This is a genomic window from Ruegeria sp. HKCCD6426, from assembly GCF_057221115.1.
The window spans coordinates 119,746-132,136 of record NZ_JBWVBF010000003.1; the positions used below are offsets into that span (position 1 = coordinate 119,746).

A 12,391-nucleotide genomic window follows, 5' to 3' on the forward strand; every position below is an offset into this window, starting at 1 on the left:
GGCCGATATCCTATATTATATATTGCGGTTTGCCCGATAGGTTGGCCTTCGGATAGGCTCCTGTCAACGGAAGCGCTTTCGTTTCAATCCAACGCTAATGGAGAGAAACGATGAAAGACCTAGCCCAAATCGACGGAGCCATCGAATGGCTCGGCGTAAAATACAAAACCATCCTCAGCCCAGAACAAACGGGCGGCGCTATGTCCATCGTGGACAGCTGGTCCCCTGCGGGTAGCGGCCCTCCACGCCATGTGCATCAAAACGAAGACGAAACATTCGTGATCCTCACCGGCTCATGCAGGTTTTGGTTGGAAGGCGAGGAGTTCACCGCAGGGGCCGGCGAAAGCGTATTTATCCCTCGTGGCAAGGAACATACATTCAAGGTGACAGACGACGAACCTTGCCGCCATCTCGTGATCCTGACGCCCGGCGGATTCGAAGGTTTCTTTTCCGAAATGGCAGCCGGTCAGTGCCGTATCCCAGAGGACATGCCCGCCATTGAAGAGAGCGCCAAGCGGCACAACATGGCCTTCACCGGCCCGCCGTTGGATTGAACACATGACTAAGAAACACATCGTCTATCACATCCCCGTCTGTCCCTTCTCGCAGCGACTGGAAATCCTACTGGCGTTGCGGGGACTAACGGATGCCGTAGAATTTCGTTTGGTGGATATCACCAAGCCACGCGATCCGGAATTGCTAGCCAAGACCCGAGGGACGACAGCCTTGCCCGTGCTGGAAACCAGCGACGGTCGTATATTGAAAGAAAGCCTCGTGATACTGCGCTATCTTGACGAGGCTCTACCTGGGGCACCATTGCGCCGCAGTGATCCTGCCGAGCACGCCATTGAGTCGATGCTGATTGCCCGCGAAGGACCCTTCACAATGGCAGGCTATCTCTTTGTCATGAATCAGGATCAGGCCCGCCGAGATGAGCATTTGATTAAACTCCTGGCGCTTTATCGAGACCTTGATAATTTCCTAGGTTATCACAACCCGACCGGCCCATTTTTGTTTGAGGACTTCGGTTCGACAGAGGCTGTTTTTACCCCTATATTCCAGCGCTTTTGGTTCCTTGACTACTATGAAGGGTTCAAACTGCCCGAGGGCAAAGATTATGACCGAGTGCATGCGTGGCGTGATGCATGCATGGCGCATCCCGAAACAGCGCAGGTGACCGAAGAAGAGATCGTCAAACTCTACTACGACTACGCGCTCGGGGCCGGAAACGGTGCCTTGCCTGACGGCCGCAGCGTTTCAAGCTTCGCCTTCGAACCGCCTTGGCAAACAAGACCCATGCCCCCCAAGGAAAAGTATGCGGCGACAGCCACCGACAAAGAGCTGGGACTTGTCGCGTGACTAGGTCGTAGATACTCAGTACCGGACATGTATGCGCCGCGGCATTGGACAAAATGGGCTCACTGCCGACTTTCTTTGCGACGTGCCCGAACTGGTGACAAGAGCGCATTCCTGCCGTTTAGCGAGCTTCGTTCTTTCGCATGTGCGGCAGGTCGAAAACCGCACATTCCGGACGTACAAATTCCAGTGTCAGATGGCAGGTGGGCGGGACATAGCCGACATTCAACTTAGTTCGCCGGGGCAGGTTGGAAGGCCACCTAGTTGCCGTTCGCTGCGGTCGTGACGTCGGTTGGTACTAACGGTAGCTATTCGAGTGCGGCTGCGCTTCGTGCACGGTTCGGAGAAAGAAGCAAAGTAGCGCGATACGCGTCAGCCGCCTCATCTTTTCGATCCATTTGCGCGAGCATGTCACCCAGGAGTTCGCGAGCCGGTAACACGTGACCGGGCGTCACCGGGCTTTTACCAATCTCGTCTTCAAGATCGGCGGCCGCACTTTGTTGGGTAAGGGCGAGTTCCTCATCGCCTTCCGCCAGTGCAATCCAAGCTTCAACGGTTAGAATCTGTCCTTCAGTCAACTTTGCCCAATAATCCTGCCCACGCTCCTTCATCGCGTCATGAAGGGCCTTGAGCTCGGCAACAGCAGTCTGAGCGGCGGCAACGTCGCCACTTCGCGCGGCCCCCAGCCCTTTTGCAAACCAGAGCATGACAAAGGTTTGTGGAAATTCCTCCCAGGGAATTGTGGGGTGCAAGTCGGGTGACAACGCTGCGGCCTCTGCCCACATGTCTCGTTCAAGCAATAGCCTTACCGGCGCGGCTGCCAACGCATAGGCGGTGACAAAACTGACCTGATGATTGTCTATCGCATTGATCTCATCAACAAGCCGGGCCGCCTCGTCATACTCGCCAAGCTGCAAATGACCGTAGACCATGTAGTCTATGGCATGGGCATAATGGATCTGGATGGTATCACCGGACTGTTCGAACGCCGCCCTGGCCGAGCGGCGGTTGAGATCAATCGACTTTTCCCAGTCACCCGTGCGCGTAAAGATATGCGCCGGCATGTGTAACGCATGCGGCGCGTTCGGGGCCGTTTTGTCATATATCTCGGCGTAAGGCCGTCCACGCTCTTTGAGAGGGGGATTGTCGTAGGCATGGATTGCGTAGTGAATGATACCGGGATGTTCTGGCTGTAACTGATGCAGTGCATCCAGAGTGTCTCCCACTTGGGCATTGACCTCGATCCGGGCTGGCCCGCGCGGCGCTGTTGCCAGACGCGCCAGCGCAGCAAACGCGGCGGCATCAATATTCTCGGGGTTTCCTTCGGCCGCCGCAATCTGCGCGTCGGCCCAGGCGCTGATCTGAGCGCGATAACCGTCTTGGCCGGGTGCATAGAATGCTGCGGCAGCCGCGACAAGTGCTTCCTCAAGCGCGTTGTCGGTTGTCATGGAGGCAAGCTTTTCGGCTGCTGCCGTCCCCCTTTCCGTTTCAGCCTCGCTCGGTGTGCCGGGCCACAGCGGATGGAAGTTCGCCATGGCGATGCCCCATTGTGCCATGATGCAGGAGGGATCGGCTTCAGCCGCCTGATTGAAGGCCGCCTCTGCTTGAACATACATCATGTTATGTAAGAGGCTCAGCCCGTCGTTGAAAGCCTGATTGGCTTCTTGAGTGCAGCTTGTTTGAAAACCCGGTCCCACCGCAACTGAGGGTGCGGGTGCGACCAAACACGCCGTACCGAGAAAGGCTACAAGAGTGGCGCGGGTTTTGCGGTGCAAATGTTGCATTCCTTTTCTCCAATATTGTGCCTGAAACGAAATTGAATGAGAGCCTAGCTTGCCTGTATTCTACACGAATAGGGCCAGCGTGTCCTGAATGCTGTCTGGACTCCCCTGGGGGCCACTGCTTACAGCGGGATGAAAGCCCTCTCATACGAAACGGGAAAAACATACGGCATCAGAAAAAGTGCTCGTGCCTAAATAAACGGCGCCATCGGTGACATGGTTGGCGGATCTCGCATATGTAACACCCGTAGCATCGCCCTCCCTTCGCATGTCAGCAAAGGGCTGCGACTTGCCGAACGCAAGTGCAGCATGCCTTTGACTTTAGGTGGCAGGTCTGGGCTCAGAGCGGTCATCTGACATATGTCAGTGGACATTGACCCGGTTCTAACGGCCCCAAAGCCTGCTTTGTGGACAAAGCTGCCGTTTAGGCTACGTCTCGAACTGAAATCAGCCCAACGGCAATTGCACCTTTTAATAGATCAGGAGCGATGTGATGCCCTAGCTCTTTCAGAGCTTCTGAGGGAGGTAGCAAATCGGGAACTTGGACCGTTGTGGCACCAGACGCTACCGCTGCACGTGTACCCATTTCGCTATCTTCAAATGCTACGCAATCTAAGGCCCGATATCCAAGTTGCTTTGCAGCCTTATGATAGACCTCTGGGTCCGGCTTGTGCTTGGAAACCATGTCACCGCCAATCACACAATTGAAATGCTTGAATAGCCCGCATTGCTCCAGTTGCAAACAGGCCCTATCCGTACTGGTGGAAGTTGCCACTGCCAACGAATGCCCTTTCAGGGAAAGGGTTTGGACAAGTGTAAGAGCACCATATTTGACCGGGATTTCTTGCTCAAGCGACGCGTCAATTCGCTGGTCCCATTCTTCGTTGAACTGGTCAAATCCGACCTTGCCGTTCAGGCTATCACTGATTATTCGGTCTGGTTCTTGCCCCCGCAAACCTACACACCTCAGGAAGGTATCTGGACTCTCAGAGAGGCCAAAAGCGCGCCTAGTATCAACAAAACTCAAGGCAAACTCTCTCGGTATCCAATAGAAGGCCATCCATATCAAAAATCACTGCGGGCAAAGTCATGAAAGCACCTTTAATTGCAACCTATGGCCTTCTCGCCCTCCGATAAAATTCGGTCAAGCTAAATGACAAATTGGGCTCATAGCGGACGATTGAAGTTAAACAATAAGGAGGGACGGATGTCTGCTCTGCGGACATAGCTGTCGTTGACCTCAGTGTTTTAAAGCCGTCCTTCTGATCGAACCCTTTCTGCCCAATCCTGATTTGTCGCATCCGCCAACTTTGCCGTGGGTGGCGTGATTTCAACTGTATGCTCATAGTTCATACCGAGTTCCTTCAAAAGCAACTTGAGCGTCGCATACGGTGCAGCGGACAGTTCACCATACGTGATGCGGATCGGGTTGATGCCTTCGCGCTCAAACCAAGACCCCATTGGGTATCCATCTGCTCCAACAACCGTAGCTGCGAAGCGATTGCCACCGGATCATAGGCAGGTTCTTTCGGTTCAGATAGCGGCCATCACGGCGAATGTAAGTCCAACGTTAATCTAACTTTAGACGGACACTAGCAGACACTAACCGGACACTAATACACACAATGGTCTGATAGTGCTTTGAAAGTAAACATAAAAAATTAGTGTCACCTTAATGTCCGTGTCGAAAAGAAAAGAAACGATAAAGAAATGAAAAATACTGCGCGTGTAACGAACGCAACGGGTTGGCCTGTGGATAAGTCAGGATTTGCTTAGAAAAGGGTGGGGCAATGGAAGGGCAGGAACCGAGAGACGGTAAAGCGCGTGTCAGGCGGTGTCTGATCAATCCGTTGATTGGTAAGGGCTTGGTGCGCAAGCGCGGCGTGAAGGCTGAGGATCATGATAAGTTCCTGTCCAGTCTGGAGGCGCGGCTAGCCTACATGGTGGAAGAAAGGCTGTTGGCCTTGGCCGAGGTTGTCGAAACCTATGCGCGCGGCCCGCTAAAAAACACATGGCCTGCCTAAGCCTCTATTATGAATTGGGCGCGATTGCTGCAGATACCGCCTGCCAGCCAAAGCCGATTTGTGCGGACCTACCTGCAATCCGAGGCGGGTAAGCTGCAGTCGCTCTGCAAATCCTGTCACGACATCAAGAAGCAGCGGATAGAGCGTCGGGCCGCAAGGGGGGGATCAAAAGTTCAAACCCCATCGGCACGGGACTGGCGTGGGTAGTCAGATTTTTGCGCACGTAAGTTTAAAGGGGGGGGCATATGGCCGCTACACCATCTAGCATGGAACGGCCGGTCACCCTCTACGGCGCTGGCTCTGGCGAAACAAGGCGTACCGGCTGCGGAGTAGCTTGGGTGTCCCCTTCTATTACGAAAAGGTCAGCTGCCACGTCACAAAGTCATTCGGGCGGGTTATTCCGCGTAAGGTCGGCCCATCGCACCACTATGTTGAGGTCCAGGCTGGCGGGCGTCGTTTTTTTGAATATCAGGTTAGCTTCGGATTCCATTGGTTCCGTCTGTATCTGCGCATTGGCTGGAAGGTTAAGTCTCTGGCAGAAGGGCACGTGAGCGGGAATACCGGGATCTATACCGGCATAACGCCCCGAAGTGACGACTGGGACGGGTAGGGCTTTAGGTCAGTCGATCGATCCACTTCCAGCCTTCGTATTTGTCGCCCGTCTGTTTGATGTGGGTGTATCGCTGCAATGATGACCATGAGCGATGGCCAGAAACTGCCGCGACTTGTGGGATCGATAGGCCCATTTCAAACAGCCTGGAGATTCCTTCGTGTCGCAGATCATGAAACCGCAGGTCTTCGATGCCGAGCAAATTGCACGCCCGCGTAAAGGATTGACTGATGGCTTTTGGATCATAGGGAAAAACCATATCGGTATTTTGGTCATTGGGCCGGGCCTGCGCGATCTTCATGGCTGGTTCCGGCATATCGCACCACACATCGTTGCCGATTTTGTCGCCGGGATGCTTCATATCGGTAATGAAAAGGCGGCGATTTTCAACATCGAACCCATCTTGTCCTATTCGGGTGATTTCTTCCTGCCTGCGCGTCGAGAACAGCGCGAACGCCATGATGTGGTGCATGGGCATGTAAGCGGGGCGGGCCTTGTATTTCTGTTCAAATAGGGTCAACAGCGCATCCAGTTCGTCCAGCGAGGGGCGGCGGTTTCGGGATCTGGACTTGCGTGTGATTCCAAGGCGCTTGGTTGCGTCTAGCGCGTCGCTCATTGCTGATCGATCCAGCGGTATGCCCCATGATGAGTTTGCGATGCGAAAGACTGCAGCAAGGTGGCGACCGTAGCTGAGAACGGTTGAGGGCGCTATGCCGCCGTCGCGACCGCTGACCAGTTTCAGGAATTCGACGATATCGGCGCTGTGGATCTCGTCGGCTTCCATGTCGGCGATGTCGTATTCATCCCTGATTGTTTCCAGCACCTGCTTCTTTGTCTTGCCGTTCTGTTCACCAGAGTCGGCAAGGTATATATCTATCGCAGATTTCAGCGTTTTATCCTTGCGTTTCAGAGTAGATAGATCATCCCCAAGCGCCTTGATTTCTTTCATGCGCTTCTTGTGCCACGCCTCGGCGGTTCGCCTTTTATCGAACGTCCGAGATTCGCGGTGGACCCATTTCCCTTTTCTCTTGATAGCGATCTGTGCGAGATAAGCGGTGGAACCGTCTGTTCTGACGCGCTCGATGATTTGGGCCATGCGGGACAACTTTTCGCTTTTTCAGGACAACATTTTTTGTTCCAATAGCATAAAACAGGCAAAAACAAGCAAAAAAAGCCAACATGCAAGCCGTGTGTATCGGATTGAATGCCGCGTTATCGTCAATAAAATAAGGTAATTTCAGGCTTTTGATACGAATTGCCGTTCCGATATGGGGTCGGAACGGCAGACTCGTAACCAAACACTGAACGGATTTCCCGGGCATGGCCCGCGATTACCGGTTAACACACCACTCACTCTTGAACGGTCATTACATACTACGTGGTCCGCAGCCCTTTGTATTGGGGGGAAGTGAAGAAACCCTGAATTTTAAGCGAATTTAGGTTAACGCTGGGGAAGCTTAGCCGGAATTCAGAAACAGATCGTCGACTTTGAGAAGATTGTCGTTTCCAGTGGTGTTAGTCAGCGATTCGCGCTGACGTTTCTGCAAGGCTGGGCACCGGGCCTGTCTGGCTAAAAATGTCTAGGAACGTCTTTTGCAGGGCTACATCGACATCAGCCATGGTGACCGGCAGTCCCAGATCGACCAGCGAGGTAACGCCGTGTTCCTGAATGCCGCAAGGGACGATTCCGGTGAAGTGATCCAGTTCCGGTTCGACATTGATCGAAATCCCGTGAAAGCTGATCCATTTTCGCAGCCGGATACCAATTGCGGCGATCTTGTCTTCGGCGGTCTGCCCCGTCACCGTCAGCGGCTTGTCGTTGCGCTGGACCCAGACGCCAACACGGCCGTCGCGGATTTCACCGGTAACGTTGAATTCTGCCAGTGCCGCGATCACCCAATTTTCCAGTTGTTTGACAAAGCGACGAACATCATGCCCCCGTCTGCCCACATCCAGCATCACGTAAACTACGCGCTGCCCTGGTCCGTGATAGGTGTATTGCCCACCACGTTTGCTTTCATAAACGGGAAAACGATCAGGGTCGGTCAGGTCCTCTCGCTTGGCCGAAGTTCCAGCCGTATACAGCGGCGGGTGTTCCAGTAGCCAGATACACTCATCCGCGTCGCCCGCAGCAATGGCGGCCACGCGGGCCTCCATAAAAGCGATGGCTTCGTTGTAATCGGTTAGCCCGTCGGTCGTCTTCCATTCCATGTGATGTCCTTAGACCGTCTGCGGGGCGGGGGGAAGACCTCAGGCAGCCTCGGTCAGGCAGCGTTGCAGAACCTGCGCATAGGTGTCTGTGCCCTGCGCGCCGGTCAGCAGGTATTTGCTGCCAAATACCACCGAAGGAACGCCGGAAACACCCCGGCTGGTCCAGAACTGCTGTTTTTTTCTCACCGATCCCACATGGGCGCCTGAATCCAATGCCGTACGAGCGGCCTCAGGATCCAGCTCGGCGGCCATGACCGCATCCATGAGGACCTCAATATCCGAAACGTCACGCTGCCGGGTGAAGTAGACATCAAACAGCGCCAGTTTGAGCGGATGCTGCCGCCCCTGACTTTCAGCCCAATCCAAGAGCTGATGCGCCGCGAAAGTGTTGTGGATTCGACTTTCGTCGTTGAAATTGAACGCAAAGCCAAGTTCAGCCCCCAAGGCAGTCAGGCGATCGCGTGCCTGCTGGCTCTGCTCCGGGGTCGAGCCGTATTTCTCGACAATATGTTCGCGCAGGTTCTGGCCTTCAGGCCCCATGTTCGGGTTCAGTTCGAACGGATGCCACCGTAGCCGCGCAAGCACGTTTTCCTGTTGCAGGGCCAGATCAAGTTGACGAAATCCGACAACGCACCAGGGGCAGACAACATCCGAGACAACGTCGATCTGAACAACGGGACGGGGATCTGCGGTTGTCATAGGAGGCTCCTGACACTGGCCTGAGGGTTTCATCAGGGTTAAAGATATGAGCCGCCGGAGTGAAATCAATCCGCCCTTGTTTTTGCCTCTTCACATCCTGCGTTTGTCCGTCTATATGCGCGTCTACCAAGTCATTGGCAGTGCGGTCGTGGCGGAATTGGTAGACGCGCAGCGTTGAGGTCGCTGTGGGGTAACACCCGTGGAAGTTCGAGTCTTCTCGACCGCACCAGAACCAGCTTGATCAGTTGGTTTTTGGCCTTATAAACAAGGGCATTCAGCATTTTCCGAGTGTGTCGCATAACGCAAACAGCACACACGGACAGCACACAATGGCCCTTAGAATGAAGATAAAATACGTCGACCCTATCAGCGATACTCAATGGCGTTTCCGCAGAAGGTGGCCCAAGCGCGTGCGCGAAATACTTGGTGAAGACGCCTATCAGAAGCACATAAAGGCGCGGGAAGGGGCTGCATTTCAGCGCGAGTACCAATTCCACCTGAGAAATTTTGACGCGATTGTTGAGGATACGTACAGGCGGCACCCTGAGTTAGACACTCGGTCGGCCACTCAAAAGTTCATCGACGCCCAGCGCCTTGCGGAACAATACATGGAAGGTGTGCAGGGCTTGGACCCTGACGATAGCTGGACGCGTGGAGTAGTGGGGCACAGTCTGGCAGCCCGTGGCGAGGACCCCGAGGTAGTAGCAGCCGTCTTGAACCCTGATCGGGAAGCTCCGAAGCCGTCTCTAGCCGACATGAGGGACACCTACGCCAAGGATAAGGGGCTGGCCGATGATAGAAAGGCGATGGTCAGAATTGATCGCACATTCAATCGGCTGAGTGATGTCCTAGGCAAACCTCTTGAAGATGTGAGCATTGAGAGTATCGACCGCCAGACGGCACGTAGCTTTATGGATCACCTGCTAGGTCTCAAGAAAGCCAACGGACAACCTCTGGCCCTCAAGTCGTGTCAGCGTGAGGTGATCATAGTAGCCGCAGCCTACAACCATGCTGTCAGGGAATTGGAGATACCGTCTGAGCGAAACCACTTCGAGCGCCTGCCGTGGCCAAAGGAGCAGGTTAGCTCACTGGATAAGAACGTCCCGCTACCAGACAGTGTTGTTGACGCCGTGCAGAAGACCTTAGAGGGCGGTCGAAGTAAAGACCTTCCTGATATGTGGCGGGTGCTGAAAGCTACAGGGATGCGGCTGGGCGAAGCCTGTGGTCTGCGTATTAGCGATGTAGACCTGACCGGAGAAACACCGTCTATCTTGATCACGCCCAACGAAATCAACGGCATCAAGAACAGCAACAGTGACAGGTATGTTCCGATAGCCTCAGACAGCCTCAGGGAATCCCTCAGGGCGCGCGTAGAGGGGCGTAAGGGTAGCGAGCCTCTGTTCCCTTCTTATGGCCGTGACGGAGGCCCTACGGCTGCCTCTGCGGCACTGATGAAAGCGGTCAGAAAGAACACTGACGACAAGCGCATGAAGGTCCACGGGCTACGCCACAGGGCAAGCGATAAGCTGAGGGATGCAGGGGCACCTGTAGAGGTACGTCACGGGTATCTCGGGCACTCCGCTCAGTCGGTCGCTGAGAATACTTATGGTGGGCGTGAGGCGCGGCTGAGTGAGTTCGCTAGGTGGGGTGTGAAGGCTGGGCTTTAGACCTTGCGGCGCATCAGACCTTCCACCTGATCGACGTTCTTGCACGTCTGAGTTTGGATACGTTTTTGCATGTCTTCGCTAATTTCCAAACGCCCTTTCGGCGTAACGCTTTGTTCTGGTAGTAACCAAAAAGTACCTATTCAGGTTCCGCTTCGGTCGCTGCTGCGGCCCTATCCCTTTGGACCACTGCCCTGACCATCGCCTCGGCAATACGTTGTTTCATAATCGCTTTGAAGTTACGCGCCTGCGGCAAGATCGGTGCTCCTCGCGCTCCGAATGTTTCAGATGCGCGCTTTAGGTAGCTATAGAACGTCCATGTGCCATAGTCGTCTGGCGAAAGTTCTTCCGGATGAACACGACTGAATCTCTGGCTGAAGTCGGAGTAGTTGAAGGTAGCCAATATCTCCGAGGCGTTCATTTTGGGATGAGCTTTTGCAAAGCCACGCGCCACGCCCTTTGCGGATAGAGCCACCTTGCGGTACAGCCGGGATATGGTGCTGTCACGGACATAGACCTTCCGGCCATCGAAGCGGAAGCCGAGATACTCAAAGCCGTTTTTCCCCTGAGGTCCGCGTACATGCTGAAAGGCTAGGGCGTCGTCATCGCGCTGGAAGCGAACAATGCAAGTCTTGGCTTCTTTGATCTTCAGTTTCTTCCCGAATTTGCTTATCTCTCCAACGGCAAAGCTCTCTGCCTCATTCGCCTCGGTTTCACCGCCCGGAACAATCAAAAGAATGTCGTCTGAATACCTCATATAACGACCGCCCCGGGACTCCGCATACTGGTTCATCGCTACATCGAAACCGAGAAGATAGAAGTTTGCAATCAGATCGGAAATCGGTGCGCCTTGCGGAACTCCATGGTTGAGGAGGTTCCCTTCGTCGTCTGCGTTGGGTCGTACCAAACTTGGAAGTGTGGGGTCGCCGCCGCAAATCTTGGCGCGGAAATCAGCAGGGGAACAGAGCTGGGTTGGCATCTTCTTGAAAGGAACTGTGTAGCGCTCGCGGGGATAGCCATTAACGCTGACCGTTTCAATGTATCCAAGACGGCGGTAAACATCCTTTTGGTCTACAACGTGATACCGGGTGACATTCTTAAAGACGGTGAAGTGATCGGGGGGTAGTCTGTCAACGGCTAGAAGGTCACACCAGACCGCTTTGATACGTTCGTGATCCAAGTTCTCGAAGTAGCCTTTGATGTCGAGTGCGATGGCGACGCAGTCGCCCTGTTTCTCAATCTCGTCAAAGGCATCCTTCGCAAAGTCAATGTTGCACTTGCCTCCGCCGCCACCCTTGGGAATCTTCCGGTATGCAATTGGGCAGTGTTCAATACCCAATTTGGAAAGGCGTTCTTCATATCTCTCGGCGAGGATTCTTCTGTAATGTGTAAGGATATAGGCGTCCCGACGAGCAGCATATCGGATGGGCCGTGACTTCGGCTCTGGTCGTTCTTTTTCAGCTGTCCTAAATGGCTGCCAAGTCTCTTCATACAGAAAGAAGGGATAGAATTTATTTGCGGCGACCCGCGCGGGGTCAGAAACGATTTCTTCGGCCTCTTTGATGGAAAGTCTGCGGTCAAAATGAGGGTAGTGTTTAAGGTCTTTGGGTGAAAAGCTTGGTTCCATTTTCCTACGCGAGAGGGGCCGAAACATTAGGCAGGACACTTGCCCTTATTCGTTCCGGCCCCGACTGTTCTGCGTGGTGCCCATCTTTTCGACGTGTTCGCTTATATTGTCATTTACATAACAACCGGGATTACCGGAAACCGAAGCCGCGTCGCCGGTATAAATACAGGAGCCCAACAAATGGTACTCGAAATCTGCATGTACCTGGCCACAGGACTTGACAGTTTAAACGATCGACTGCGCCGCCCTAAAGACGACGATGACATCGACTTGGGAACGGACTAGGAACACTTCAAGTTGCCAACTGAAGATTTTTGTTTAATTCGGCGCAGTTGTGAGTCTTTGTGGCATTCTTGCATCAATGAGTGCTCCTTACCGCAGCGGCTGGAGCTTTATGACCAGACATTAGCTACCAAAAG

12 protein-coding genes, 1 tRNA gene and 1 pseudogene are annotated in these 12,391 nt (G+C 54.1%); 7 read left to right on the forward strand and 7 right to left on the reverse strand.

Annotated features, from left to right (window positions below):
* Positions 1-110 precede the first annotated feature (110 nt).
* Complete coding sequence (locus AC2TDA_RS09420; RefSeq protein WP_480879052.1) at positions 111-554, forward strand: cupin domain-containing protein; 444 nt, start codon at positions 111-113, stop codon at positions 552-554.
* 4 nt (positions 555-558) lie between these two features.
* Positions 559-1,359: a glutathione S-transferase family protein gene (locus AC2TDA_RS09425; protein ID WP_480879053.1), complete on the forward strand. Its 801-nt coding sequence runs from the start codon at positions 559-561 to the stop codon at positions 1,357-1,359.
* A gap of 305 nt (positions 1,360-1,664) precedes the next feature.
* Here AC2TDA_RS09425 and AC2TDA_RS09430 read toward each other — a convergent pair whose 3' ends face one another.
* From AC2TDA_RS09430 to AC2TDA_RS09440, 3 genes are all read right to left on the reverse strand, one after another.
* Positions 1,665-3,140 (reverse strand): tetratricopeptide repeat protein, encoded by a 1,476-nt coding sequence (locus tag AC2TDA_RS09430; protein ID WP_480879054.1) that lies wholly within the window; start codon positions 3,138-3,140, stop codon positions 1,665-1,667.
* 421 nt (positions 3,141-3,561) lie between these two features.
* Positions 3,562-4,164: an HAD family hydrolase gene (locus AC2TDA_RS09435; RefSeq protein ID WP_480879055.1), complete on the reverse strand. Its 603-nt coding sequence runs from the start codon at positions 4,162-4,164 to the stop codon at positions 3,562-3,564.
* Between the two features lie 221 nt (positions 4,165-4,385).
* Positions 4,386-4,598 carry a Stf0 family sulfotransferase gene (locus AC2TDA_RS09440; RefSeq protein ID WP_480879056.1) on the reverse strand — a complete coding sequence of 71 codons (213 nt, stop codon included), beginning with the start codon at positions 4,596-4,598 and terminating at the stop codon, positions 4,386-4,388.
* Positions 4,599-4,927: 329 nt separating this feature from the next.
* Here AC2TDA_RS09440 and AC2TDA_RS09445 point away from each other — a divergent pair, with 329 nt between their 5' ends.
* On the forward strand, positions 4,928-5,161 hold the full coding sequence (locus AC2TDA_RS09445; RefSeq protein ID WP_480879057.1) for a hypothetical protein: 234 nt from the start codon (positions 4,928-4,930) through the stop codon (positions 5,159-5,161).
* Positions 5,162-5,465: 304 nt separating this feature from the next.
* Positions 5,466-5,771 (forward strand): annotated as a pseudogene (locus AC2TDA_RS09450) (hypothetical protein); the annotation flags it as partial.
* A gap of 4 nt (positions 5,772-5,775) precedes the next feature.
* Here the strand turns inward: AC2TDA_RS09450 and AC2TDA_RS09455 are convergent.
* The 3 genes from AC2TDA_RS09455 to AC2TDA_RS09465 form a co-directional block, all read right to left on the reverse strand.
* Positions 5,776-6,720 (reverse strand): site-specific integrase, encoded by a 945-nt coding sequence (locus tag AC2TDA_RS09455; RefSeq protein WP_480879058.1) that lies wholly within the window; start codon positions 6,718-6,720, stop codon positions 5,776-5,778.
* Between the two features lie 566 nt (positions 6,721-7,286).
* Complete coding sequence (gene lipB / locus AC2TDA_RS09460; RefSeq protein ID WP_480846089.1) at positions 7,287-7,982, reverse strand: lipoyl(octanoyl) transferase LipB; 696 nt, start codon at positions 7,980-7,982, stop codon at positions 7,287-7,289.
* A 39-nt stretch (positions 7,983-8,021) separates the two neighbouring features.
* Complete coding sequence (locus AC2TDA_RS09465; protein WP_480879059.1) at positions 8,022-8,681, reverse strand: DsbA family oxidoreductase; 660 nt, start codon at positions 8,679-8,681, stop codon at positions 8,022-8,024.
* Between the two features lie 46 nt (positions 8,682-8,727).
* Between AC2TDA_RS09465 and AC2TDA_RS09470 the strand changes: the two genes are divergently transcribed.
* The 3 genes from AC2TDA_RS09470 to AC2TDA_RS09480 all read left to right on the forward strand — a co-directional run bounded on the left by AC2TDA_RS09470 (position 8,728) and on the right by AC2TDA_RS09480 (position 10,348).
* Complete coding sequence (locus tag AC2TDA_RS09470) at positions 8,728-8,859, forward strand: hypothetical protein (RefSeq protein WP_480846087.1); 132 nt, start codon at positions 8,728-8,730, stop codon at positions 8,857-8,859.
* A tRNA-Leu gene (locus AC2TDA_RS09475) sits at positions 8,824-8,910 on the forward strand. The genes AC2TDA_RS09470 and AC2TDA_RS09475 overlap by 36 nt, the downstream gene beginning before the upstream one ends.
* 181 nt (positions 8,911-9,091) lie before the next feature.
* The gene (locus AC2TDA_RS09480; RefSeq protein ID WP_480879060.1) at positions 9,092-10,348 is read left to right on the forward strand and encodes a tyrosine-type recombinase/integrase; all 1,257 of its coding nucleotides are present in this window, start codon (positions 9,092-9,094) and stop codon (positions 10,346-10,348) included.
* Between the two features lie 136 nt (positions 10,349-10,484).
* Here AC2TDA_RS09480 and AC2TDA_RS09485 read toward each other — a convergent pair whose 3' ends face one another.
* Complete coding sequence (locus AC2TDA_RS09485) at positions 10,485-11,972, reverse strand: reverse transcriptase domain-containing protein (protein WP_480879061.1); 1,488 nt, start codon at positions 11,970-11,972, stop codon at positions 10,485-10,487.
* Positions 11,973-12,391: the final 419 nt, after the last annotated feature.